This is a genomic window from Streptomyces incanus (assembly GCF_042656345.1).
GTDB lineage: Bacteria > Actinomycetota > Actinomycetes > Streptomycetales > Streptomycetaceae > Streptomyces > Streptomyces incanus.
On the sequence record NZ_JBHSPC010000007.1, the window covers coordinates 5,979 to 30,490 of the forward strand.

The following is a 24,512-nucleotide window of genomic DNA, read 5'->3' on the forward strand; positions in this document are numbered from 1 at the left end:
CGGCAGCGTCGCCGGGCTGCCGCCGTTGGCCTCGTAGCCCGCGACCGCCAGGGCCCGGTAGACCGCGAACTCCGCGGCGGGGTCGGGGGACAGGGTCCAGGGGAGCGCGCCGACATGGCCGTCGATGTGCGTCAACTGGGTCATGGCCTCCGCCCAGCGCTCACCGCGGACCAGGAAGAAGACCAGCAGGTGCCTCACGTGCGCCGCCATCGGGTCGTCGGGGCGGGCCGCGTGCACTGCGTGCAGCGCGCCGTGGACCGCCTTCGTCACCACCTGGCTCTGGTAGAAACCGCTGACCAGGTTCACCTCCGGCAGGTGCTCGAACACCGCGAACAGCGGCATCGCGGCCAGCAGCGAACCCTGCGGTGCCCGCGCGGCCGCGGCCTCCGCGAACGAGTACGCCAGCTCCCGCGAGCCGTGCCACTTCTCGCACCAGTAGTGCAGAGCGGCCAGATGCGCGCCCATGTGGGCCGGCGCACGGTCCAGGATCTTCAGCCAGACCTGCTCGAAGTCCCCGCGCTCGTAGGCCAGTCCACGGGCCACCGAGAGCTCCACGATGTACGGGACCGGGTCACCGGGGGCCAGCAGCGCCGCCCCGCCGCACGCCGCCCTCGCCTCCTCCATGATGATCCGGAACTCGTCCGTGCCGGGCGTCGCCGTACGCCATGCCTGCTGCACCAGGAACTCGGCGTGCACCGCCGCGCCCCCCGCGTCCTTGGGCACCTCCGCACGCCACACCCGCAGCCACTGCCCGCCCGGGGACTCACCGGCCCCGCCGGGCCGCGCGGCGAGCTCCAGCGAGGCGGCGCCCGCGAAGGCCTGCACGCGCTGCCAGCGCAGCTCGCTCGTCGCGTCGGTGCCGGCCAGCAGCTGCTGGGCCCCGCGGTAGTCCTGGGTGCGCTGCACCAGGTCCAGGACATCCAGCAGATCCTGGTCGGGGCCGGGCATGCGGACGTCCAGCTCCTCCTCGAGGGCGAAGCCGTACCCGGCCGGGTCCGCCGCGTCGGGGTGGCCGGCCGGTACCTGCGTGATCCCGCCGCGCCCGCGCCTCAGGAACGGCAGCACCACGAAGCCGATCATGACCGCCGCGAGCAGGACCAAGAGAATCTCCATGTCTCCAGCGAACCAGATCGCGTCCGCACTTGGCCAACGTGGTGCCGGGCCGGCGGGCGACTCGGCTGCCGCCATCGGGGCGTGGGCGGACTACCCTCGGTGCACATGAGCGACACGCACATCAGCCAGCACTTCGAGACGCTCGCGATTCACGCGGGCAACACGGCCGACCCCCTCACCGGCGCGGTCGTGCCGCCGATCTACCAGGTGTCCACGTACAAGCAGGACGGCGTCGGCGGCCTGCGCGGCGGCTACGAGTACAGCCGCAGCGCCAACCCGACCAGGACCGCGCTGGAGGAGAACCTCGCGGCGCTGGAGGGCGGCCGCCGCGGCCTCGCGTTCGCGTCCGGGCTGGCGGCCGAGGACTGCCTGCTGCGTACGCTGCTCGCCCCCGGCGACCACGTGGTGATCCCGAACGACGCGTACGGCGGCACGTTCCGCCTGTTCGCCAAGGTCGTCGCCCGCTGGGGCGTGGAGTGGTCGGTGGCCGACACCGGCGACCCGGCCGCCGTCCGGGCCGCCCTCACCCCGAAGACCAAGGCGGTGTGGGTGGAGACCCCCTCCAACCCGCTGCTCGGCATCACCGACATCGCCGCCGTCGCCCAGGTCGCCCGGGACGCGGGCGCCCGCCTCGTCGTCGACAACACCTTCGCCACCCCGTACCTCCAGCAGCCGCTCGCGCTCGGCGCGGACGTCGTCGTGCACTCCCTGACCAAGTACATGGGCGGCCACTCGGACGTCGTCGGCGGCGCCCTGGTCACGGGTGACGCGGAGCTCGGCGAGGAGCTGGCCTACCACCAGAACGCGATGGGCGCGGTCGCCGGGCCGTTCGACTCCTGGCTGGTGCTGCGCGGCGCCAAGACGCTCTCCGTGCGCATGGACCGGCACAGCGAGAACGCCACCAAGGTCGCCGACATGCTCGGCCGGCACGCGCGCGTGACGAGCGTCCTCTACCCGGGGCTGCCCGAGCACCCCGGCCACGAGGTCGCCGCCAAGCAGATGCGGTCCTTCGGCGGCATGGTGTCCTTCCGCGTGGAGGGCGGCGAGGAGGCGGCCGTCGAGGTCTGCAACCGGGCCAAGGTGTTCACGCTCGGCGAGTCCCTGGGCGGCGTCGAGTCGCTGATCGAGCACCCCGGACGCATGACGCACGCGTCCGTGGTGGGCTCCGCCCTGGAGGTCCCCGCCGACCTGGTCCGCCTCTCCGTCGGCATCGAGAACATCGACGACCTGCTCGAGGACCTCCAGCAGGCGCTCGCCCGTTAGGACGGGCCCCGAGGGCCGTCGAAGCCCGTACGAACGGGGTGGAGCCGTACCCGACGGCGGCTCCGCCCCGAAGGCGCGCGCCCGCGCCTGCCGTGTGCGGCTCGGAGGGCCGTACACGGCTCGGTTCAAGGGGGGCGTACCCGGCTCGGCTCAGGAGGCGGGCGGCTCCTCCTGCCCCGGTACGTCCTGTGCCGACATCCGTGCGGACAGCGCGCCGTTGAAGCGCGTGAGGAGCGCGCAGAACGCCTCGCGCTCCTCCTGCTCCCAGTCCTGCGTCAGTTCGGCCATCAACTGACGCCTGGAGGAACGGACTTCCTCCAGGCGTGAGCGCCCGCGCGGAGACAGTTGGAGCACCACCGCCCGGCCGTCCTCGGGGTGCGAGGTGCGTTTCACCAGACCGGTGTCGACCAGCGGGGCCACCTGGCGGGTGACCGTCGACGAGTCGATGCCCATGCTCGCGGCGAGCGCCTTGACCCCCATCGGGCCTTCGTTGTCGAGGCGGTTGAGCAGCAGATAGGCGGCGCGGTCCATGAAGTTGCGCACCTGGCCGACGCCGCCGAGCCGGGTCTGTTCGGCGCGGCGGGCGAACAGCGCCACCTCGTGCTGCAGCGTGTCGAGGAGGCCGGTGTCACCGACGGTCGTCGCGTCCATCGACATGTCAGGTGTTGTGGGCATGGCCGGAGGCTCACTTCGTGAAGGGCTGCTAATTGGGGGACAGGGTACGCGGCTGGGAGGCGGGCTGTACCGGCGCTGCGCAAAGCCGGGTCCGTCCGCTGGTCGTCGCGCACGCCCGCGTCCGTGAACTGCGATGCTGGAGTCATGAGCTACGGCACGGCTGACTCCTTGCGCACCGTCACCCTCGACGATGTGCGCGGTGCCCGGAAGATGCTCCAGGGTGTCGCGCGGGTGACCGCGATGGAGAGCAGCAGGCACCTGTCCCGCACGGTGGGCACGCCGGTGTACCTGAAGTGCGAGAACCTCCAGCGGACGGGTTCGTTCAAGCTGCGCGGCGCGTACGTCCGGATCGCCGGGCTGCTGCCGGAGGAGCGCGCCGCCGGTGTCGTCGCCGCGAGCGCCGGGAACCACGCGCAGGGCGTCGCGCTCGCGTCCTCGCTGCTCGGGGTGGGCTCGACGGTGTTCATGCCGAAGGGCGCCCCGCTGCCGAAGATCAGCGCCACCCGGGAGTACGGCGCCGAGGTGCGCCTGCACGGCCAGGTGGTCGACGAGGCACTGGCCGCCGCCCAGGAGTACGCGGCCGGGACGGGCGCCGTGCTCATCCATCCCTTCGACCACCCCGACATCGTCGCGGGCCAGGGCACCGTGGGGCTGGAGATCCTGGAGCAGTGCCCGGAGGTGCGCACGATCGTCGTCGGCACCGGCGGCGGCGGGCTGGTCGCCGGGATCGCGGTCGCGGTGAAGGCACTGCGGCCGGACGTACGGGTCATCGGGGTGCAGGCGGAGGGCGCGGCCGCGTATCCGCTCTCGTTGGCGGCCGGGCACCCGGTGTCGGTGCGCAACCCGGCGACGATGGCCGACGGCATCAAGGTGGGGCGGCCCGGCGACGTGCCGTTCGGGATCGTCGGGGAACTGGTGGACGAGGTCCGCACCGTCACCGAGGACGAACTGTCGGCCGCGCTGCTGCTGTGCCTGGAGCGGGCCAAGCTGGTGGTGGAGCCGGCCGGGGCGAGCCCGGTCGCGGCGCTGCTGAGCCGTCCCGACTCCTTCGAGGGGCCGGTCGTCGCGGTGCTGTCCGGCGGCAACGTCGACCCGGTACTGATGGAGCGGGTGCTGCGGCACGGGATGGCGGCGCAGGGCCGTTACCTGGCCGTACGGCTGCGTCTGACGGACCGGCCGGGCGCCCTCGCGACGCTTCTCGGGGCATTGTCGGTGGCCGACGCCAATGTCCTCGACGTGAGCCATGTACGGACCGACCCCCGGCTCGGGCTCACGGAGGTGGAGGTCGAAATGCACCTCGAGACGAAGGGCCCGGAGCACCGCGCCGAGGTCGACCAGATCCTGCACGACGCGGGCTACACGGTCATCGACTGACCCCACGGTCACCCTTCGTCACTCGTTCGTGTCAATGCATTGAGAGACGCGATACATCGCGTTATGGTGTGTGTCGCGCGTCCCGTCCCGGTGTGGCAGGGGCGGTCGGGCGCGGCAAAGAAAGCGGCAAAGAAAAGCGCGTATTCCTAGGCTTCCAGAAGAATCCCCGATGACGTGGAGACTCATATGCCAGGCGCCATCTATGCCGAAGGCCTGGTGAAGACCTTCGGCGACGTAAAGGCACTGGGCGGCGTCGACCTCGATGTTCCCGAGGGCACCGTCCTGGGCCTGCTCGGGCCGAACGGCGCGGGCAAGACCACCGCGGTCCGCTGCCTGACCACCCTGCTGCGGCCCGACAGTGGAAGGGCTGTCGTCGCGGGGATCGACGTGCTCCGGCAGCCCGACGCCGTGCGCCGTTCCATCGGCCTGTCCGGGCAGTTCGCGGCGGTCGACGAGTATCTGACCGGCCGCGAGAACCTGCAGATGGTCGGGCAGCTCTACCGGATGAGGGCCAAGGCGGCGAAAGCGCGCGCGGACGAACTGCTGGAGCAGTTCCACCTCGCGGACGCCGCCGACCGCACCGCGAAGACCTACTCCGGCGGTATGCGCCGACGGCTCGACCTCGCGGCGGCCCTCGTCGTCTCACCGCCCGTGATGTTCATGGACGAGCCGACCACCGGCCTCGACCCGCGCAACCGCCAGCAGCTGTGGGACGTGATCAAACAGCTCGTCTCCGGCGGCACGACGCTGCTGCTGACCACCCAGTACCTGGAGGAGGCCGACCACCTCGCGCACGACATCGCGGTGGTCGACCAAGGCCGGGTCATCGCCCAGGGCACCTCCGACCAGCTCAAGGCCCGCACCGGCGGAGAGCGCGTCGAGGTCGTGGTGCACGAGCGGGGGCACATCGGGTCCGCTTCCGCCCTCCTGGACAGGTTCAGCCTGCGCGGCTCCGGCAAGGGCGACACCAAGGTCGAGGAGCACATGCGCAAGATCACCACGCCGGTCTCCGGCGGCGCGAAGCTCCTGGCCGAGATCATCCGCGAACTCGACGCCCGCGGCATCGAGATCGACGACATCGGCCTGCGCCGCCCGACCCTCGACGACGTCTTCCTCTCCCTCACCGGTCATGTCGCGGAGGCCGAGGGGGAGGGCGGCGAGCAGCCCGGCGCCGCACAGGACGGCACGGGACAGGGACGCTTTCACAGGAAGGAAACCGCCAAGTGAGCGCCGTCACCGACGCCGTGCGGATCGCGGCACCCGGCAACCCCATCGGCCAGTCGATCAGGGACTCCCTGATCGTCGCCAAGCGCAACTTGATCAGAATGGCCCGAATCCCCGAAATGCTCATTTTCGGGCTGATCCAGCCGATCATGTTCGTGGTGCTGTTCAGCTATGTGTTCGGCGGCTCGATCAACGTCCCCGGTTCGGGTCTCAGCCCCTCCGGATACCGCGAGTTCCTGATGGCGGGCATCTTCGCGCAGACCGTCACGTTCGCCACCGCCGGAGCCGGCGCGGGCATCGCCGACGACATGCACAAGGGCCTCATCGACCGGTTCCGCTCCCTGCCCATGGCCCGGGGCGCGGTCCTCACCGGCCGCACTCTCGCCGACCTGGTGCAGACGGCCCTGACCCTGGTGGTCCTCGCGGTCGTCGCCGTCCTGGTCGGCTGGCGCACGCACGAGGGTTTCGGCAAGGTGCTGGCCGGATTCGGCCTGCTGCTCCTGCTCGGCTACGCGTTCTCGTGGATCGGTGCGCTGATCGGCCTTTCCGTACGCACCCCTGAGGCGGCGACCTCCGGCGGCCTGATCTGGCTGTTCCCGCTGACGTTCATCTCGAACGCGTTCGTGCCGTCGGAGAACATGCCGTCGTTCCTGCAGATCATCGCGAACTGGAATCCGTTCAGCGCCACCGTGCAGGCCTGCCGCCGGCTCTTCGGCAACCTCCCCGCGGGCTATCCGGTGCCGGACGCCTGGCCCATGCAGCACCCGGTGTGGGCCTCACTGATCTGGTCGGTCGCGATCATCCTGGTCTTCAGGACGCTCGCCGTGCGCAAGTACCGCTCGGCGACGGCCTGACGGAGTCCCTGGCAGCCTCCTGTACGGGAGGCTGCCCCAGGGACTCCGTCCGGACCTTCGCGGGTGCCACGTCGCGGGGAGCGGAGTCAGCCCTTGTACGGCTCGGCCTTGAGGATCTTCACCGAGGCCTTCTTGCCGTTCGGCAGCTCGTATTCCGCTTCCTCGCCGACCCGGTGGCCGCTGACGCCGGAACCCAGCGGGGACTGCGGTGAGTACGTCTCGATGTCCGCGCTCGCGTATTCACGCGAGGCGAGGAGGAAGGTCAGCGTGTCGTCCTCGTCGCCGTCGAAGGCGATCGTGACGACCACGCCGGGCGCCACCGTACCGTCGGCCGCCGGCGCCTCACCGACCTTGGCGCTTTCGAGGAGCTGGGTGAGCTGCCGCACGCGCAGCTCCTGCTTGCCCTGCTCCTCCTTGGCCGCGTGGTACCCGCCGTTCTCCCGCAGGTCGCCCTCCTCGCGCGCGGCGGCGATCTTGGCGGAGATCTCCGTACGCGCGGGACCAGTAAGGTACTCAAGCTCGTCCTTGAGCTTGTTGTACGCCTCCTGGGTCAGCCAGGTGGCATTCTCGCTGGTCTGGGTCACTGGTGCTCCTCGTAGGTACGTGGGAATACAAAGCATCGCCCTCCCTGAAGGATGTTCCTCCACGGATGGGCGAAACCACGAGCCTAACAATTCAGCGACGAAAGGGGGAGGACATAAGCCATCAGAATCATGTTTCCGCAGGTCAGTGGCCCTGTATTCCCCACAGTACCCGGACCGGCCGGGTTCAGTCGGCGTGGCAGCCGAGCAGCTCGGCCGAGGTGCCCGGAGAGGTCGTACGAAGCGTGACGACCTTGTCGATGCGGGTGTCGTCCCCGCCGAAGCGGAAGTCGGCGCGGCCCACCTCGGCGCCGTCCTTGGCCTGGGACCGCACTGTGCAGTAGCCCTCGACCCCGGCGTCCTTGTGGACCTCCAGGCGCACCTGCACCGCCGTCTTCGAGGTCTCGAAACCGATCAGCTCACCGCTGATCTCGTTCTTGACGACGTGGTGGTAGCCGAACCAGCCGAACAGGGCGAGCATGACCACGGCCAGGCCCGCACCGACGATCTTGAGAGTACGGTCCGCACGTTCGTCCGAAGAGCGGCCGTAACGGCCCTCGGGCGGTCGCGTGCTCGCCGTGCTCATGAACGTCTCCTCGGCAGGAACGGGACGCGCGCCTCCGGGGAGGCCCGGAACCGGGCTCCCGGAACAGGGCTCCCGGAATTATTCATCCCTGGCTTCGGTCACTATAGAAGCCTTCCGTCCACCGCCCGCCCGCCACCCCACCGCGACGTCCCACGGGACGGCCGCCGGCGGGTGCGCGTGCCGGGTGCGCGGGGCGCCTACCGACTTGAGGAATGAGTCTTGACTGACCAGTTGCGACTGATGGCCGTGCACGCCCACCCCGACGACGAGTCGAGCAAGGGCGCGGCCACCATGGCGAAGTACGTGTCCGAGGGGGTGGACGTGCTGGTCGTGACCTGCACGGGAGGGGAGCGCGGCTCCATTCTCAACCCCAGACTGCAGGGTGATCCGTACATCGAGGAGAACATCCACGAGGTACGCAGGAAGGAGATGGACGAGGCCCGGGAGATCCTCGGGGTGAAGCAGGAATGGCTCGGCTTCGTCGACTCCGGCCTGCCCGAGGGCGACCCGCTGCCCCCGCTGCCCGATGGCTGCTTCGCCCTGGAGGACGTGGACAAGGCGGCCGGGGAGCTGGTGCGGAGGATCCGCGCGTTCCGTCCCCAGGTGATCACCACCTACGACGAGAACGGCGGCTACCCGCACCCCGACCACATCATGACCCACAAGATCACGATGGTGGCATTCGAGGGCGCGGCGGACACCGGGACGTACCCGGAGGACGAGTTCGGCCCGGCCTTCCAGCCGCTGAAGCTCTATTACAACCAGGGTTTCAACCGCCCCCGCACCGAGACGCTGCACCAGGCGCTGCTGGACCGCGGCCTGGAGTCGCCGTACGGGGACTGGCTCAAGCGCTGGGCGGAGTCCGGGCACAAGGAGCGCACGCTCACCACGCACGTTCCGTGTGCGGACTTCTTCGAGATCCGTGACAAGGCCCTGATCGCGCACGCCACACAGATCGACCCCGACGGGGGCTGGTTCCGGATCCCGATGGAGATCCAGAAGGAGGTCTGGCCCACCGAGGAGTACGAACTGGCGAAGTCCCTCGTGGACACCTCCCTCCCCGAGGACGACCTCTTCGCGGGCATCCGCGACAATGCCTGACATGAGCGCAAGCGCAAACCTGGCAATGAGCCACCTGGTCACCCTCGCCGAGTTCGACGAGGACAAGGCCACCCCCGGTGTCCTCGGCTTCATCGTGTTCGCGGTGATGGCCCTGGCGGTCTGGGGCCTGATGAAGTCGATGAACCGGCACATGAACCGGGTCGACTTCGCCGAGCCCGGGTCCCGGGCGGCGGAAACCGAGAACGCCGGGCGGCCGGCCGCGGACGCGACAGAGAAGAAGAAGCAGGGCTGATCCGCACAGCCTTCCGGCGGCCCCGGAAGGCTGCGCGGCGGCACACTGCGCGGCAGCAGGCACACCGCGGGGCGGTGTGCTGCGGGGCGGTACACCGCGGGGTCGCCCGCGTCACAGGGTGGACCGCGTCACAGCGGTGCCCGCCTGCCCGGTCGCCCGCCCGGCCGGTTTACTCGCGTCGCCACGCCACCGGTCGACGCGGACCCACGACAGGGTCGTGTCGGCCTGCTCCGGGCGGTCGGTCCAGGACGTCTTCCGTCCCCGGTCCGTACCGTCACCGGTCCGTACCGTCACCGGTCCGTACCGTCACCGGTCCGTACCGTCCCCGGTCCGTACCGTCCCCGGTCCGTACCGTCCCCGGTCCGTACCGTCCCCGGTCCGTACCGTCCCCGGTCCGTACCGTCCCCGGTCCGTACCGTCCCCGGTCCGTACCGCTGCCGGCGGACAGCAGCAGTCGCCGGTGGTTCCGGCGGCGCCGGTCGCGCACGCCGGGCACGAGGTCCTGGAGCGCACCGCGTCATCCCACCGGGCCGCCCCGCGTCCGCGACCCCATGGGCACCCCCATCACCTCGCGTGCGTGGCGGCCGGGGACCATGCCCAGGCGCCAGGCCTGCCAGCCCGCCTCCAGGCTCGCCCCCCGCTCCAGCAGCAGCTGGTAGGCGTCCACGTAGTCGCCCAGCTTCTCGTCGCGGGCGGCGTGCGTGGTCCGGCCGAGCTGGGCCAGCTCCTCCTGGGCCACCGCCGTACCGACCTCCGTACCGCCCGGGGCCGCGTACGGGAGCAGGGTGCAGCGCAGGAACCGGGCCCAGTCCTCGCCGCGCCGGTCCCCGTAGGACGCGAACAGCGCCGCCGCCTCGTCGCACAGGGCCAGCGCCTGCTGGGTCCGGGCGTTGCCCGCGTCGACGACCGCCAGCTCCAGGCAGGTCCACGCCTCGCCGTGGGCCACCCCGATGCGCTGGAAGTCCGCGCGGGCGTCGACCAGCAGCTGACGGGCGAAGCCGGAGTTGCGCAGCGAACCGGTCTGCGCGGCCCGCTGGTCGCGGGTGACGCGAGCCGAGTGGTGCCGGGCGCAGGCCAGCCCGTACACGTCCCGCATCCGGGAGAACATGGTGCGGGACCGCTCCAGTTCGCGCACCGCCCGGTCCAGGTCCCCGGTCTCCTCCAGCGCCTGGCCCAGGTAGTACAGCGTCCACGCCTCCCCGCGCGCGTCCTCGTTGTCCCGGTGCCGGGCGGCGGCCCGCCGCAGGTCCTCCACCGCCGGCGAGGCGTCCCCCTCGACCAGCCGGGCACGGGCCAGCTGGGTCAGCGCCCACGCCTCGCCGCGGGCGTCGCGGGTACGGCCGTACAGCTCGAGCGCGGTGCGCAGCTCCGTCTCGGCGCGCGGGACGTCGCCCAGCCGCAGGTTCAGCTGCCCGAGCTGGAAGTGCGCCCACGCCTGGCCGTGCACGGACTCGCCCGCCCGGTGCAGCACCAGCGACTCGGTGAGCAGGTCCAGGGCCTCGGACAGCCGGGCCCGGTCGCGTTCCACCGCGGCCAGCGCGTGCATCGTCCATGCCCGGTCGGTGGCCAGCTGGGGCGCGGACTGCAGGTCCATCGCCTCCCGCAGCCGCGCCGACGCCTCCGTCAGATTGCCCTGGTGGTGCAGGGTGATGCCCAGCGAGGTCAGGGCCCGCGCGGCCCCCGCGTCGTGATGTGCCTCCCGGTACAGGTCGACCACCGACGTCAGGGTCGTCCGCGCCTTGTCCAGCTCGCCCAGCTGACGGGCCGCGATACCGGTGCGCCACTGCACCGAACGCACCAGCAGCCCTTCGTCCACGGCCTGCGCCAGCTCGCTGATCTCCCCGAGCCGGTACAGGTCGCCGCGCAGCAGGCAGTAGTCGCACAGGGCGCCGAGGAGGTTCAGCACCGCTCCCCGGTCGACGCCCTCCGCGTGCCGCAGTGCCGCCGTGATGAAGCTCGACTCGTCGTCCAGCCAGCGCAGCGCCTCGTCCAGCGAGGTGAAGCCGTACGGGCCGAAGCGGTCCGAGCGGGTCGACATGTTCCCGTCGACCAGCCGCAGCACCGAGTCGGCCAGCTCGGCGTAGTTCACGATCAGCCGCTCCTGGGCCGCCGCCCGCTCGGCCGGGTCCTCCTCGTCGAGGAGGCGGGCCAGCGCGAAGGCGCGGACGAGGTCGTGCAGCCGGTAGCGGCCCTGCCGCACCGGGGTGATCAGACCGGCCCGGGACAGCGCCTCCAGATGCCGCCGCGCCTCGGCCTCGTCGGTCCCGAGCACCGCGGCCGCCGCGGCCGCGGCCAGCGAGACCCGGCCCGCCAGCGCCAGCCGTCGCAGCAGCCGCCGCAGCGTCTGAGGCTGGTCGGTGTAGCGCAGCCACAGGGCGCGTTCGACCGGGGCGACCGGGCCGTAGGCGCTCAGGTCCGAGGCCAGCGCACGCGGCGAGCGCGCACCCAGCGACGAACCGGCGATCCGCAGCGCCAGCGGCAGACCGCCGCACAGCTCCCGGATCCGCTCGGCGGACTCGGCGTCGTAGGGTTCGGACGCGTCCTGCGCGGCGTCGGCCAGCAGCTCCTCCGAACCCGCCGGATCCAGTGCCTCCACGTGCAGCTGGTGCACCCGGGCAGGCAGATCGTCGGGCAGGCCGAGCGGCGCGCGGGAGGTCACCAGGACCAGGCTGTCGGAACGCTCCGGCAGCAGGGTGCGGATCTGCTGCGGGTCCGCGGCGTCGTCGAGGACGACCGTCACCGGCATGCCCGTCACGTGCTGGTGGTACAGCTCGCTCAGCCGTCTGACCTGCTGGTCGGGCGAGGACCGCTCACGGAACAGCAACTGCTCGCGGGGCGCCCCCAGCCGGTTCAGCAGATGCAGCAGTGCGTCCCGGGTGGGCAGCGGCGCCTCACCGGGGCTGTCGGCGCGCAGATCGACCACGCAGGCGCCGCGGAAGTAGTCCTTCAGGTCGTGCGTGGCGCGCACCGCGAGCGTGGTCCGGCCGCTGCCGGGCGCCCCGTGCAGCACCACCACCGTCGGCAGCGTCCGAGTGGTCGCCCGCGCGGCCTGCACCCACTGCCGGATCTGCGCCATCTCCCGCCGCCGCCCCGCGAACGTCCCCACCGGCTCGGGCAGGTGACCGAACGACTGCTCGAGGACACTGCGCCCGCGGGCCGCCGCGCTCTTGTCGGCGCCGCGCAGCCGCGGTCCCGTCTGCTTGGGTCCGGTGGACGCGGCGAGCATCCGCTGCTGGTCCAGGAACGGCCGGATGCCGCGCACCTCCAGCGCCGTCAGCCACTGCAGCCGCAGCTGCTCGGGCCCGCCCGGCTGGCTCACCGCGCCGGCCCGGTGGTGGGCGGCGGGCACATGCGCGCCCACGACCTTCACCACGGTCGCCGCCGCCCCGGCCACCCCGACGGCCACGCCCGTGCCGAGCGCCGTCCCGGTCCCGGTGCCGAGGACGAGGTCGGCGACCACGGCTGCCGCCCCGGCCACCCCGGCCACGAGCAACGGCGTCCCGGCGCCCTCGCGGGCGTACCGCTGGCGGAAGGTGAGCTGCCCGGCCGCCGCGTCGTCCAGGGCACGGGTGTACGCCTCGTACTCCTCGGCCGCAGTCCGCGCCATCGCGTCCAGCGCGCCGTGCGCCCTGGACAGCAGTACCTTTCCGTCGGTGCGCCCGCCCGACCGGCGCACCTCTTCCTCCACAGCCCGTGCCAACAGCCGCTCGGCGTCCGCACGATGACTGTCCCGCATGTCACGTCCCCTCCGGCGGCCCCGGGTCGCACCCGGTGTGCCCGGCTGTCCTCGGGCCCCTCCCGTCCCCTCCCCGAGACCCTCTCCGGTTATGCGCGGGCCGAGTGTCCTGTACACGCCATATCCCTGGGGGAGGGGAGCGAGGCCCCTCCGAGGAGACACCCGAGTGGACATCCGCTCGGACGTCCGGGCGGATATCCGGGTAACGGGCGGCGGCCGGGCGCATGGGCACAGCGGTGCCGTGCCGGTACTGGGGCAGGATGGACCCATGCCGAACCGACTGGCCCACGAGACGTCCCCCTACCTCCTTCAGCACGCCGACAACCCCGTCGACTGGTGGCCCTGGTCGGACGAGGCCTTCGCCGAGGCGCGCGAGCGGAACATGCCCGTCCTGCTGAGCGTCGGGTACGCGAGCTGCCACTGGTGCCACGTGATGGCGCACGAGTCGTTCGAGGACCAGGACACCGCCGACTACCTGAACGCGCACTTCGTGAGCGTCAAGGTGGACCGTGAGGAGCGGCCCGACGTGGACGCCGTCTACATGGAGGCCGTGCAGGCGGCGACCGGGCAGGGCGGCTGGCCGATGACCGTGTTCCTCACCCCGGACGCCGAGCCGTTCTACTTCGGCACCTACTTCCCGCCCGAGCCGCGCCAGGGCATGCCGTCCTTCCGACAGCTGCTCCAGGGCGTGCACCAGGCCTGGGACGAGCGCCGGGACGAGGTCGCCGAGGTCGCCGGGAAGATCGTGCGGGACCTGGCCGGACGGGAGATCTCCTACGGTGACGCGCAGCTGCCCGGCGAGGAGCAGCAGGCGCAGGCGCTGCTCGGTCTGACCAGGGAGTACGACCCGCAGCGCGGCGGATTCGGCGGGGCGCCGAAGTTCCCGCCGTCCATGGTGATCGAGTTCCTGCTCAGGCACCACGCCCGCACCGGCGCCGAGGGCGCCCTGCAGATGGCGCGGGACACCGCCGAGCGGATGGCGCGCGGCGGAATCTACGACCAGCTCGGCGGAGGCTTCGCCCGCTACTCCGTCGACCGGGACTGGGTGACCCCGCACTTCGAGAAGATGCTCTACGACAACGCCCTGCTGTGCCGCGTCTACGCCCATCTCTGGCGGTCCACCGGGTCGGAACTCGCGCGCCGGGTCGCGCTGGAGACCGCCGACTTCATGGTCCGCGAACTGGGCACGCCGGAGGGCGGGTTCGCGTCCGCGCTCGATGCCGACAGTGACGACGGCACGGGGCGGCACGTCGAGGGCGCGTACTACGTCTGGACGCCCGCGCAGGTGCGGGAGGCGCTCGGCGAGCAGGACGCCGAACTCGCCGCTCGGTACTTCGGGGTGACCGAGGAGGGCACCTTCGAGGAAGGCGCTTCCGTACTCCAGTTGCCGCAGCTGGACGAGGTGTTCGACGCCGAACGGGTCGCCGGACCCGGCGGGATCAAGGAACGGCTGCGCGCGGCGCGCGGCGCCCGTCCCGCTCCCGGCCGGGACGACAAGGTCGTCGCCGCCTGGAACGGGCTGGCCATCGCCGCGCTCGCCGAGACCGGTGCCTACTTCGGCCGGCCGGATCTGATCGAGGCCGCCGTCGCCGCCGCCGACCTGCTGGTCCGGGTGCACCTCGACGATCACGCCCGGATCGCCCGGACCAGCAAGGACGGCCGTGTCGGCGGCAATGCGGGCGTCCTGGAGGACTACGCCGACGTCGCGGAGGGCTTCCTCGCGCTGGCCTCGGTGACGGGGGAGGGGGTGTGGCTGGAATTCGCCGGGCTGCTGCTCGACCACGTGCTGGCCCGCTTCGCCGACCCCGAGTCGGGCGCCCTGTACGACACGGCGTCCGACGCCGAGCGGCTCATCCGGCGTCCGCAGGACCCGACGGACAACGCCGTTCCGTCCGGCTGGACGGCCGCCGCGGGCGCGCTGCTCGGGTACGCGGCGCAGACCGGCTCCGCGGCCCATCGCACCGCCGCGGAAAGGGCGTTGGGCGTGGTGAAGGCGCTCGGTCCGCGGGTGCCGCGGTTCGTCGGCTGGGGGCTCGCGGTCGCCGAGGCGGCGCTGGACGGGCCGCGGGAGATTGCGGTGGTCGGCCCGGCGCTCGACGACCAGGCCACAACAGCCCTGCACCGTACGGCACTTCTGGGCGTCGCCCCGGGCGCGGTGGTCGCCGTAGGGACGCCGGAGAGCGACGAGTTCCCGCTGCTGGCCGACCGGCCCCTGGTGGGTGGTGAACCGGCCGCGTACGTCTGCCGCAACTTCACCTGTGACGCGCCGACGACCGATCCCGATCGGTTGAGCGCGGCCCTGGGCGGCTGAGGCGGCGAAGAGGGCAGGCTGCGGCTGGGTCCAACCAGGATTTCTGGTCGCCCAGTCGACCTGGGATCGAGGAAACCGGCCACAGGGTGGCTCGATTCGGACGCAATCGGTCGCCTGAAGCAACGACAGGCAACAGGTTCTTTATCCGAACACCTCCCGGATTTCACAACTCCCCCCTAATGTCTGCACAGTGACGTGACAGGCGTGTCGCCGTGCGAGTGGTGCGCCGTCATGCGCCGGGGGATCTGGGATCTGGGGGGATCTGTTTGCTCACGTCTGTGTTCATCTCTGTCGTTTCGCTGGCCTTGTTCTGGATGGCCGCGTTCACTCTGTGGTGGCAGATGCACGCCTGGCGCACGCCGGAAGTGCTGGCCTCCACCCGGTTCAGCAGTCCGGACGGCGGGGAGCACCGGTCCTTCTCGCTGCTGTTGCCCGCCCGGCACGAGCAGGCGGTGCTCGACCACACCATCCAGCGACTGCTGGAATCGAGCCACACCGACTTCGAGATCATCGTGATCGTCGGCCACGACGATCCGGAGACCGCCGCGGTCGCCGAGGCGGCGGCCGACCGCGACCCACGCGTCCGGGTCGTCGTCGACACGCATGAGAAGAAGAACAAACCGAAGGCCATGAACACGGCGCTGCCGCACTGCCGCGGCGATGTCGTCGGGGTCTTCGACGCCGAGGACCAGGTCCACCCGGAGCTGCTCGCCCATGTCGACCACGCCTTCCGCTCCACGGGCGCGGACGTCGTCCAGGGCGGGGTGCAGCTGATCAACTTCCACTCCAGCTGGTACAGCCTGCGCAACTGCCTGGAGTACTTCTTCTGGTTCCGCTCGCGGCTCCATCTGCACGCGCAGAAAGGTTTCATTCCGCTGGGCGGCAACACCGTCTTCGTCCGCACCGACGTGCTGCGGGCGGCGGACGGCTGGGACCCCGACTGCCTCGCCGAGGACTGTGACCTCGGCGTCCGGCTCTCCAGTGTGGGGAAGCGGGTCGTCGTCGCGTACGACTCCGACATGGTGACCCGGGAGGAGACCCCCGGCTCACTGATGTCGCTGCTGAAACAGCGCACCCGCTGGAACCAGGGTTTCCTCCAGGTGTACCGCAAGAAGGACTGGAAGCAACTGCCCACGTTCGGGCAGCGGATGCTGGCCCGCTACACCCTGATGACGCCGTTCCTGCAGGCGTTCACCGGACTGGTCATCCCGCTGAACGTGGCGATCGCGCTGTTCCTCGACGTGCCCGTCGGCATCGCCTTCGTCACCTTTCTGCCGGCCGTCACCGCCCTGGTCACCTTCGTGTTCGAGGTGGTCGGGCTGCACGACTTCGGCAAGCAGTACGGGCTCCGGGTCCGCTTCGCGCACTACCTCAAGCTCGTCGTCGGCGGCCCCTTCTACCAGGTGCTCCTCGCCGGCGCCGCGATCCGTGCCGTCTGGCGCGAGCAACGCGGTCGCAACGATTGGGAGTTGACCACTCATGTCGGCGCACACCTCGCTGCGGACGACGTGACCCGAGAGGACGTTCTCGCGTGACCTCCCCCCTCCCCGCGGCGAACACCGCGGGAGCGATGACCGCTGCCCGAAGCCGGACCACCGGGGCCACCGGGGCTGTCGAGACCGTCGAGACCGTCGAGACTGTCGGGACTGCTGGGGTCGTCGGGACCACCGAGGTCGCCGGGGTCATCGGGACCACCGGGGCCGCCGAGACCGTCAGGGTCGTCGGGACCGCCGAGGTCGTCGGGGCCGCCGGGGCTGCCGGGACTGCCGGGACCATCGAGATCACCGGGGCCGCCGAGACCGTCAGGGTCGTCGGGGCCGCCGAGGTCGTCGGGGCCGCCGGGGCCGCCGGGACTGCCGGGACCATCGAGATCACCGGGGCCGCCGAGACTGACAGGGCCGCCGAGACTGCCAGGGCCATCGAGATCGCCGGGGCTGTCGAGACTGCCAGGGCCATCGAGATCGCCGGGGCTGTCGAGACTGCCGGGTCTACCGGGGCCGTCGGGGTTGTCGAGTCTGCCGGGACTGCCGAGGCTGTCGGGATCACCGGGACTGTCGGGGTCGCCGGGGTCGTCAAGACTGCCAGGGCCGTCGAGACCGCCGGGACTGCCGGGACCGCCGGGACTGTCGGGGCCGCCGGGATCGCCGGGGCCGCCGGGGTCGTCAAGACTGCCAGGACCGCCGGGACCGCCGGGACCGTCGGGATCACCGGGGCCGCCGAGTCGGCCCCGAAGGTCCCCGTTCAGCGCGGTTCCGCGCCCGGGGCCGGTCCCACCCGCATCCGTCGGCCGCCGGAGCCGCCGAGCCGCCTGCGCTCCTCCCGCTCCGACCTCCTCCTGTGCGGTGTCCTCCTGGTGGCGATCCTCGTCGTCCAGGGCTGGAACATCGGCTCCTATCCGACCCTCAGCGACGACGAGGGCACCTATCTCGCCCAGGCCTGGGCCGTCCAGGAGGGCAGGGGCCTCGCCCACTACACCTACTGGTACGACCACCCGCCCTTCGGCTGGATCCAGCTCGCCGTGCTGACCTGGATCCCCGCGACGATCAGCCCCGAGTCGATGACCGTCGGCACCATGCGCGCCGTGATGCTGCTGATCAGCGGTATCAGCGCGGTCCTCGTCCACGTCCTCGGACGGCGGTTCGGGCTGCCCCGTTGGGCGGCCGGCCTCGGCATGGTCCTGTTCGGGCTGTCCCCGCTGTCGGTGGTGCTCCAGCGCGAGATCTTCCTCGACAACCTCGCGGTGATGTGGACGCTGCTCGCGTTCACCCTCGCCGCCTCCCCGAGCCGTCACCTCTGGCACCACTTCGGCGCCGGGATCGCCGCCGCCACGGCGGTGCTCACCAAGGAGACGATGCTCGTGGTCCTGCCCGCCCTGTTCGTCACCGCGTGGCTGCACAGCCACCGGGACACCCGCAAGTTCGCGCTGACCGGAGCCGTCACGGCCTGTGCGCTGATCGGGTTCTCGTATCCGCTGTTCGCCCTGCTCAAGGGCGAGCTGTTCCCGGGCGGCGGGCACGTCTCCCTGTGGGAGGGCGTCCAGTACCAGCTGACCAGACCCGGTTCGGGATTCATCCTCGACCAGGGCTCCGGCTCGTGGGGCGTCCTGCAGTCCTGGCTGTACTACGACCGGGTGCTGCCGCTGGGCGGCCTGGCCGGCGCGCTGCTGCTGCTCGCCACCTGGCGCTGGTCGGTCACCGCCCGCGCGCTCGCCGGACCGGCGCTCACCGTGGCGGTCCTCGCCGTGCTCGCCCTGCGCCCGAGCGGCTACCTGCCCGCCATGTACGTGATCCAGGCGCTGCCGTTCCTCGCGCTGGTCCTCGCGGGCGGCACCGCGAGCGTCGCCCACGCCGTACTGCGCCGATGGCGGTCCGACACCGAGCGCCGGTCCGTCGGGTACGCCCGGTACGCGCTTGCCGCAGCCCTCGCCCTCGCCGCCTGCGCCTATGTCGTGCCCCGCTGGTACGACGGTGCCCGCACCGCCGTCACCGCCGACGCCAACGCCCCCTACGAGGCCGCGTCGCACTGGATGGCCACCGAGGTGGCCGACCCGGGCGGCACCCGGGTGCTGGTGGACGACGCGATGTGGCTGGACCTGGTGCACGCCGGGTACCGGCCGGGGCTCGGCGTCATCTGGTTCTACAAGGCCGACCTGGACCCGGCGGTGACGAAGACGATGCCGCGCGGCTGGCGGGACATCGACTACGTGGTCGCCTCGCCGACCGTACGGCGCGACGCGGTGGACCTGCCCAACGTCGAGGCGGCCATCGAGCACTCGGAGCCGGTCGCCGTGTTCGGCACGGGCGCGGACCGTATCGAGATCCGCCAGGTCATCGCCACCGGAGGTACCCGATGAGCCAGGAGTCCACGGTCCACGGCGAGCTGGAGGCCCCGGCCCCCGACGCCGCCCCGGCCCCCGACGCCGCTCCGGCCACCGCGGGCGTGCCGGAGCCCGGCGCGGTCACGATCGTCGTGCCGACGTTCAACGAGTCGGCGAACGTACGGCAGTTGCTGCGGCTGATCACCGAGTCGGTGCCGGCCCGGCTGCCCTGCGAGGTCCTCTTCGTGGACGACTCCACCGACGACACCCCCGACGTCGTCCGCGAGGCGGCCCGCGACTGCCCCTTTCCGGTGACCGTGCTGCACCGGGAGGAGGCGGTGGGCGGCCTCGGCGGTGCCGTCGTGGAGGGCATCGGGGCGGCCTCCTCGGACTGGGTCGTCGTCATGGACGGCGACTGCCAGCACCCGCCCTCCCTGGTACCGGAGCTGGTGGCGACGGGGGAGCGGGCGCAGGCCCAACTGGTCGTCGCCTCCCGGTACATCGAGGGAGGCAGCCGCGCCGGGCTGGCCGGAAGCTACCGGGTGGCCGTCTCGCGCGGGGCGACCTGGCTGACCAAGTCCCTTTTCCCGCGGCGGCTGCACGGCATCAGCGACCCGATGAGCGGCTTCTTCGCCGTCCGCCGCAGCGCTGTCACGGCCGACGTCCTCAAGCCCCTCGGCTACAAGATCCTCCTCGAACTGGCCGTCCGCAGCCGCCCCCGCACGGTCGGCGAGGTGCCCTTCGTCTTCCGGGACCGGTTCGCCGGGGAGTCCAAGTCGACCGTCAAGGAAGGGCTGCGCTTCCTGCGGCACCTCGTCGGGCTGCGGATGGAGTCCTCGCCGGCCCGCATGATCGCCTTCGGGCTGATCGGGCTGACCGGCTTCGTGCCCAACCTGCTGGCGCTGTGGGCGCTGACCGGGGCGGGCCTGCACTACCTGCCGGCCGAGATCGTCGCCAACCAGTTCGGCGTGGCCTGGAACTTCCTGCTGATCGAGACACTGCTGTTCCGCGAACGGCGGCGGCACCGGCACTGGGCCGACCGCACGGCGCGGTTCGCGCTGCTGGCCAACGCCGATCTGCTGCTGCGGCTGCCGCTGATCGCCCTGCTGGTCGGCCGGTTCGGGATGGCCGTACTGCCGGCCACCGTGCTGGCCCTCGTCACCACCTTCGTCCTGCGCTTCGCCGCCACCGAGGCGCTGGTGTACCTGCCCCGGAAGGGCCGCACCCGGAAGGGCCGCACAGCCAAGAGCCGCACCGCAAGGCGTCGTTCAGAAGAGAGCCGCACCGAAGAGAGCCGCACCGAAGAGAGCCGCACCGAAGAGAGCCGCACCGAAGAGAGCCGCACCGCAAGGAGCACCGTATGAGAGCGCACCGTACGAGAACGCCTGTGCGAGCCGGACGCCGTACCGCCCTGCTGGCCGTCGGCGCCCTGACCAGCGGTCTTCTTCTCACCGCCCCGCAGCCCGCCTCGGCCGCCAACCTGATCACGAACCCCGGGTTCGAGACCGCCGGCGCGGACGGCATGCCGCACTGCTGGGAGAAGTCCGGCTGGGGCGACAACGACTTCTCCTTCACCACCACCTCCGACGCCCACTCCGGCGACAAGGCGATGAAGGTCGAGCTGACCCGCCGCACCGGGGGCGACCGCAAGGCGCTGATCACAGAGTCCGCCGAGTGCGCGCCGGTCGTGACGCCGGGCAAGCAGTACGACCTGGGTCTCTGGTACAGGACGACGACTCCGGACGCGTCCCTCACCCTGTTCCGGCACGACGAGACGGCCGGCTGGCAGTACTGGACGGATCTGAAGACGCTGGACATGCGGCCCGCCGTCTGGACCGAGGCCACCGTGCGCACCCCACAGGTCCCGGCCGGCACCGACCGCATCTCCTGGGGTGTCTCCGTCTACGGCACCGGCGCGGCCACCACCGACGACTACACGATGGAGCAGGTCGCCGAGCCGGTCCCGGACCCGGGCTGTACCGGTACCGCCCGGGAGTGCGCCGACGGCACGTGGGAGGTGCTGCCCACGCAGAACCCGGTCCGTTCGATGCACTCCGTGGTGCTGCACAACGGCAAGGTGCTGCTGATCGCGGGCTCCGGCAACAGCGAGGAACTGTTCGAGGCCGGCACCTTCACCAGCGCCGTCTACGACCCCGAGGACGGCACGTACGAGGTCGTCCCCACGCCGGACGACATGTTCTGTGCCGGACACGTGCAGCTCCAGGACGGCCGGGTGCTGGTGATGAGCGGCAACAAGGGCTATCCGTCCGCCGACGGCACGATCGGCTACCAGGGTTACAAGGACTCGTACGTCTTCGACCCGGAGACCGAGACCTACACCAGGACCAACGACATGAACGACGGCCACTGGTACCCGTCGGCGACGATCCTCGGCAACGGTGACGTGATCAGCTTCGGCGGTCTGCGCGAGGACTCCACCGGTTCGGTCACCGCCGACCTGTGGTCCGACGCCGAGCAGCGGTGGCTGCCGATGAACCGGGTCAACCAGACCTGGTCGTACTGGGGCCTGTACCCGTCGATGATCCTCATGCAGGACGGGCGCCTGTTCTACTCGGGCAGCCATGTCTTCGGCAACAACATCCCGGGCACCGGCTCCGCGATCTACGACTACGACGCCAACACGGTCACCGAGGTCCCGGGCCTGCGGAACAAGGACGAGCGGGACCAGTCGGCGAGTGTGCTGCTGCCCCCGGCGCAGGACCAGAAGGTGCTCACCCTGGGCGGTGGCAACATCGACTCCAACCCGGACGCGAACCGGCTGACCGACATCATCGACCTCAAGGAGGCGAACCCCTCCTACGTCGCCGGGCCGCCGATCCCGCAGGGCACGGTCGACCACGGCGACGGCCCGGTGCAGCAGACCGGCGACCAGGGCAAGATGTACGTCTCCGCGGTCCTGCTGCCCGACGGCAAGGTGCTGGAGACCGGCGGCGCGCTGCACAACCGGGCCGACCCGGTCTTCGAGACGTCGGTCTTCGACCCGGCGTCGGAGACCTTCGATCCGGTGGCTGTCGACCCTCAGGCGCGCGGCTACCACTCCTCGGCGTTCCTGCTGCCCGACGGCCGGGTCATGACCACGGGCGACAACCCGGGCAACGGCAGCTGGAACCACAACGTGTCGGTCTACAGCCCGCCCTACCTGTTCAAGGGCGAGCGGCCGGCGATCACCTCGCTGATCGACAGCGAGTGGACCTACGGCGACACCCAGCGGATCACCGTCGACCGGCCCATCGCCAAGGCCGAGCTGATCCGCCCGGCGGCCGTGACCCACTCCTCCGACCCGAACCAGCGGTTCGTGGATCTGCCCCTGTCCGTCGACGGAAACGACGAGAACACTGTCGACCTGAACGTGACGAGCAATCCCGACCTGGCGCCGCCCGGCTGGTACATGCTGTTCGCGGTGGACGCCCATGGCGTGCCCTCGGTCGCCGAGTGGGTGCACCTGCGGGGTCCGGCGGCGCTGACCGCCCAGGACGCCGGCGCCCATGTGCACGACTTCGCCGAGGCCCCACAGGGCAAGGTCACCGGGCCCGGGAGGAAGCGCGCCGCGGAGCCGGTCCCGCCGGCCGTCTCGGGCTGCGACCGGCACTACGGCTCGGCCAACGTCTGCGTACCGACCGCCTTCCCGGCCGAGGTCGGGGCGACGGCCGCCGCCCGCTGCACCTGGCTGAAGCAGAACGACTACGGCACGCTCGAGGTCAACGGCAAGGACGACCCGCTGCGGCTGGACAAGAACCGCGACGGCGTCGCCTGCGGCAAGGGCGACGTCCGGCGCGGCTGAGCACGGGCCGCACGGAGCTTTACGAGCCTTACGGAGCCGTACGGCGAAGCGCTGAACGGGCCGGGTTGCTCAGTTCCCCTGGGCGACCCGGCTCAGCGCGCGTTCCACGATCGCCTCCAGCTGGTCGTGGTGCGCGCCCCGCCAGTAGACGCGACCGCAGTCGGTGCACTGGGCGAACACGTCGTACGAGCGGTGCGTGCCGTTCTTCAGCTGGTCGGCGACCTCGTCCTTGGTGGCGGCACGGAGCAGCCCGTTGCAGGCGGTGCAGCGGGTCCAGGGGCGCAGCTCGGGCCGGAACCGGTCCAGGACGTACGGGAGCTGCTCGTCGGGCCCGGTGCTGTAGACGAACGCGCCGGCCCACAGTTCCCGGCGGCGCAGCAGTCCGCGGTCGCGGCTGAGCATCACCCGCTTCTCGGACGCGGACCGGGCGGCCAGGGCGGGGTCGCCGATGTCCGTCGACTCGTACGCCGTGTCCACGCCCAGCAGCCGCAGCCGGCGGGCCAGCGTGCCGAGGTGGACGTCGAGGAGGAAGCGGAGCGGGGCGCCGGGTACGCGCTGGGGGTGTGCGACGGGGCGGACGGTGACCGACTCGCCCGCGGCCGGGAGGTGCGAGACGGGCACCTCCCGGCCGTCCACGAGCAGCGCGCCGACCTCGGTCAGTGGGACGCCGAGGGACTCGACGACGTGACCGAGGGTGGAGACGCCGTCGGCCGGGGCCCTCGTGGCGCCGGTGGTGCGTGCCCGGGGGACGAAGACGAGCAGTTCGGGGGCGAACTCGACGTGGATCTCGGGACCGTTCACCGGGCCAGGATGTCATGTGCGCGGCCCGCGGCCCCGGGATTTCCGGGTGCTCCGGCCGAGGGCCGCGAGGGCGCCCCTCGGCTCATCCGTGCTGGTAGGCCACCAGGGAGATACCCACGTAGTGGGCGATGAAGGCGGCCAGGGTCAGGGAGTGGAAGACCTCGTGGAAACCGAACCAGCGCGGTGACGGGTTGGGCTTCTTGAGCCCGTAGATCACCCCGCCCGCGCTGTAGAGCAAGCCGCCGACGATCACCAGGACCAGGACGGCGATGCCGCCGGTGCGCATGAAGTCGGGGAGGTAGAAGACGGCGGCCCAGCCCATCGCGATGTAGCAGGGGGTGTAGAGCCAGCGCGGGGCGCCCACCCAGAACACCCGGAAGGCGATCCCGGCCAGGGCGGCCGCCCAGATGCCCCACAGCAGCCACTGGCCCTTGGCCTCCGGCAGGAGCAGCAGGGTGAGCGGGGTGTAGGTGCCGGCGATGATCAGGAAGATGTTGGCGTGATCGAGGCGCCGGAGCACGCCGTCCATGCGCGGACTCCAGTCGCCCCGGTGGTACAGGGCGCTCACGCCGAACAGCAGGCAGGCCGTCAGCGCGAAGATCGCGCAGGCGACACGGCCCCGGGTCGAGTCGGCGAGGGCGACGAGCACCAGCCCGGCGACCAGGACGGCGGGGAACATGCCCAGGTGCAGCCAGCCGCGGAGCTTGGGTTTGACCGGGTGCGGGAGGTCGAGCGGGACCGGGCCGCGGCCTTCGGCCGGCTGTCCCGCGGGTGTGTCAGGCGCGTCGGGGGCGTCGGAGGCGAACGCTGTCATAGCCGCCATCGTACCTACGGAACCGTAAGTTACGGGTCGGTGCACCAAAATCGACCCTGTCGGGGTTGCCATCTTCTCATGTGACGTACTCGCCGGTAGGCCCATGGTGCGTTCCGGGCCGAGCGGGGAGCCGGGAGGGGGCGCGAGGGGTCGCGGGCGAGGCGGTAAAAGGATGGCCGGGTGAACGTAACGTGCCCGTAAAGAGAC

Annotated in this window: 19 protein-coding genes; 11 read left to right on the plus strand and 8 right to left on the minus strand. The window is 71.5% G+C overall.

The window, feature by feature from the left end:
* Positions 1–1,113 (minus strand): hypothetical protein (locus tag ACFP2V_RS01385; protein ID WP_381204425.1); only part of this gene is annotated, 1,113 nt, incomplete at its 3' end.
* A 105-nt stretch (positions 1,114–1,218) separates the two neighbouring features.
* On the opposite strand from ACFP2V_RS01385, the gene ACFP2V_RS01390 reads away from it, so the two are divergent.
* Complete coding sequence (locus ACFP2V_RS01390) at positions 1,219–2,376, plus strand: cystathionine gamma-synthase (protein ID WP_381204426.1); 1,158 nt, start codon at positions 1,219–1,221, stop codon at positions 2,374–2,376.
* A gap of 150 nt (positions 2,377–2,526) precedes the next feature.
* Here ACFP2V_RS01390 and ACFP2V_RS01395 read toward each other — a convergent pair whose 3' ends face one another.
* Positions 2,527–3,033, minus strand: coding sequence for a MarR family winged helix-turn-helix transcriptional regulator (locus ACFP2V_RS01395; protein ID WP_381204555.1), 507 nt, complete (start codon positions 3,031–3,033; stop codon positions 2,527–2,529).
* Positions 3,034–3,195: 162 nt separating this feature from the next.
* Between ACFP2V_RS01395 and ilvA the strand changes: the two genes are divergently transcribed.
* From ilvA to ACFP2V_RS01410, 3 genes are all read left to right on the plus strand, one after another.
* Positions 3,196–4,425 carry a threonine ammonia-lyase gene (gene ilvA / locus ACFP2V_RS01400; protein WP_381204427.1) on the plus strand — a complete coding sequence of 410 codons (1,230 nt, stop codon included), beginning with the start codon at positions 3,196–3,198 and terminating at the stop codon, positions 4,423–4,425.
* A 186-nt stretch (positions 4,426–4,611) separates the two neighbouring features.
* Positions 4,612–5,652: an ATP-binding cassette domain-containing protein gene (locus ACFP2V_RS01405; protein ID WP_381204428.1), complete on the plus strand. Its 1,041-nt coding sequence runs from the start codon at positions 4,612–4,614 to the stop codon at positions 5,650–5,652.
* Complete coding sequence (locus ACFP2V_RS01410) at positions 5,649–6,503, plus strand: ABC transporter permease (protein WP_381204429.1); 855 nt, start codon at positions 5,649–5,651, stop codon at positions 6,501–6,503. Before ACFP2V_RS01405 ends, ACFP2V_RS01410 begins: the two co-directional genes overlap by 4 nt.
* Positions 6,504–6,589: 86 nt before the next feature.
* Here ACFP2V_RS01410 and greA read toward each other — a convergent pair whose 3' ends face one another.
* Both greA and ACFP2V_RS01420 read right to left on the minus strand, forming a co-directional pair.
* On the minus strand, positions 6,590–7,087 hold the full coding sequence (greA, locus tag ACFP2V_RS01415) for a transcription elongation factor GreA (RefSeq protein WP_381204430.1): 498 nt from the start codon (positions 7,085–7,087) through the stop codon (positions 6,590–6,592).
* Between the two features lie 184 nt (positions 7,088–7,271).
* Entirely contained in the window at positions 7,272–7,670 is a 399-nt protein-coding gene (locus ACFP2V_RS01420; RefSeq protein ID WP_381204431.1) for a DUF4307 domain-containing protein, read from the minus strand.
* A gap of 219 nt (positions 7,671–7,889) precedes the next feature.
* Between ACFP2V_RS01420 and mca the strand changes: the two genes are divergently transcribed.
* Together mca and ACFP2V_RS01430 are read left to right on the plus strand one after the other, a co-directional pair.
* Entirely contained in the window at positions 7,890–8,771 is an 882-nt protein-coding gene (gene mca / locus ACFP2V_RS01425) for a mycothiol conjugate amidase Mca (protein WP_381204432.1), read from the plus strand.
* Entirely contained in the window at positions 8,764–9,024 is a 261-nt protein-coding gene (locus ACFP2V_RS01430; RefSeq protein ID WP_381204433.1) for a hypothetical protein, read from the plus strand. Before mca ends, ACFP2V_RS01430 begins: the two co-directional genes overlap by 8 nt.
* A gap of 111 nt (positions 9,025–9,135) precedes the next feature.
* On the opposite strand, the gene ACFP2V_RS01435 is transcribed toward ACFP2V_RS01430, so the two are convergent.
* Both ACFP2V_RS01435 and ACFP2V_RS01440 read right to left on the minus strand, forming a co-directional pair.
* Entirely contained in the window at positions 9,136–9,318 is a 183-nt protein-coding gene (locus ACFP2V_RS01435) for a hypothetical protein (RefSeq protein ID WP_381204434.1), read from the minus strand.
* 223 nt (positions 9,319–9,541) lie between these two features.
* Entirely contained in the window at positions 9,542–12,760 is a 3,219-nt protein-coding gene (locus ACFP2V_RS01440) for a tetratricopeptide repeat protein (RefSeq protein ID WP_381204435.1), read from the minus strand.
* A 268-nt stretch (positions 12,761–13,028) separates the two neighbouring features.
* Between ACFP2V_RS01440 and ACFP2V_RS01445 the strand changes: the two genes are divergently transcribed.
* The 5 genes from ACFP2V_RS01445 (at position 13,029) to ACFP2V_RS01465 (ending at position 22,690) form a co-directional block, all read left to right on the plus strand.
* The gene (locus ACFP2V_RS01445; RefSeq protein ID WP_381204436.1) at positions 13,029–15,071 is read left to right on the plus strand and encodes a thioredoxin domain-containing protein; all 2,043 of its coding nucleotides are present in this window, start codon (positions 13,029–13,031) and stop codon (positions 15,069–15,071) included.
* A 266-nt stretch (positions 15,072–15,337) separates the two neighbouring features.
* Positions 15,338–16,606, plus strand: a complete 1,269-nt coding sequence (locus tag ACFP2V_RS01450; RefSeq protein WP_381204437.1) for a glycosyltransferase — start codon at positions 15,338–15,340, stop codon at positions 16,604–16,606.
* A 668-nt stretch (positions 16,607–17,274) separates the two neighbouring features.
* Positions 17,275–18,924, plus strand: coding sequence for an ArnT family glycosyltransferase (locus ACFP2V_RS01455; protein WP_381204556.1), 1,650 nt, complete (start codon positions 17,275–17,277; stop codon positions 18,922–18,924).
* Positions 18,921–20,252, plus strand: coding sequence for a glycosyltransferase (locus ACFP2V_RS01460; protein ID WP_381204438.1), 1,332 nt, complete (start codon positions 18,921–18,923; stop codon positions 20,250–20,252). The genes ACFP2V_RS01455 and ACFP2V_RS01460 overlap by 4 nt, the downstream gene beginning before the upstream one ends.
* A complete protein-coding gene (locus ACFP2V_RS01465) occupies positions 20,249–22,690 on the plus strand; it encodes a galactose oxidase-like domain-containing protein (protein ID WP_381204439.1) in 2,442 nt (813 codons plus the stop codon). Before ACFP2V_RS01460 ends, ACFP2V_RS01465 begins: the two co-directional genes overlap by 4 nt.
* A gap of 69 nt (positions 22,691–22,759) precedes the next feature.
* Here ACFP2V_RS01465 and ACFP2V_RS01470 read toward each other — a convergent pair whose 3' ends face one another.
* Together ACFP2V_RS01470 and trhA are read right to left on the minus strand one after the other, a co-directional pair.
* Positions 22,760–23,491, minus strand: a complete 732-nt coding sequence (locus ACFP2V_RS01470; RefSeq protein ID WP_381204440.1) for a Mut7-C RNAse domain-containing protein — start codon at positions 23,489–23,491, stop codon at positions 22,760–22,762.
* An 82-nt stretch (positions 23,492–23,573) separates the two neighbouring features.
* Positions 23,574–24,305 (minus strand): PAQR family membrane homeostasis protein TrhA, encoded by a 732-nt coding sequence (gene trhA / locus ACFP2V_RS01475; RefSeq protein ID WP_381204441.1) that lies wholly within the window; start codon positions 24,303–24,305, stop codon positions 23,574–23,576.
* Positions 24,306–24,512 lie beyond the last annotated feature (207 nt).

Bases quoted from the DNA above. Each gene is read 5' to 3' on its own strand.
- ACFP2V_RS01390 (WP_381204426.1), top strand. From the start codon at position 1,219: ATGAGCGACACGCACATCAGCCAGCACTTCGAGACGCTCGCGATTCAC.
- ACFP2V_RS01395 (WP_381204555.1), bottom strand. From the start codon at position 3,033: ATGTCGATGGACGCGACGACCGTCGGTGACACCGGCCTCCTCGACACG.
- ilvA (WP_381204427.1), top strand. From the start codon at position 3,196: ATGAGCTACGGCACGGCTGACTCCTTGCGCACCGTCACCCTCGACGAT.
- ACFP2V_RS01405 (WP_381204428.1), top strand. From the start codon at position 4,612: ATGCCAGGCGCCATCTATGCCGAAGGCCTGGTGAAGACCTTCGGCGAC.
- ACFP2V_RS01420 (WP_381204431.1), bottom strand. From the start codon at position 7,670: ATGAGCACGGCGAGCACGCGACCGCCCGAGGGCCGTTACGGCCGCTCT.
- ACFP2V_RS01430 (WP_381204433.1), top strand. From the start codon at position 8,764: ATGCCTGACATGAGCGCAAGCGCAAACCTGGCAATGAGCCACCTGGTC.
- ACFP2V_RS01440 (WP_381204435.1), bottom strand. From the start codon at position 12,760: ATGCGGGACAGTCATCGTGCGGACGCCGAGCGGCTGTTGGCACGGGCT.
- ACFP2V_RS01445 (WP_381204436.1), top strand. From the start codon at position 13,029: ATGCCGAACCGACTGGCCCACGAGACGTCCCCCTACCTCCTTCAGCAC.
- ACFP2V_RS01460 (WP_381204438.1), top strand. From the start codon at position 18,921: ATGAGCCAGGAGTCCACGGTCCACGGCGAGCTGGAGGCCCCGGCCCCC.
- ACFP2V_RS01465 (WP_381204439.1), top strand. From the start codon at position 20,249: ATGAGAGCGCACCGTACGAGAACGCCTGTGCGAGCCGGACGCCGTACC.
- trhA (WP_381204441.1), bottom strand. From the start codon at position 24,305: ATGACAGCGTTCGCCTCCGACGCCCCCGACGCGCCTGACACACCCGCG.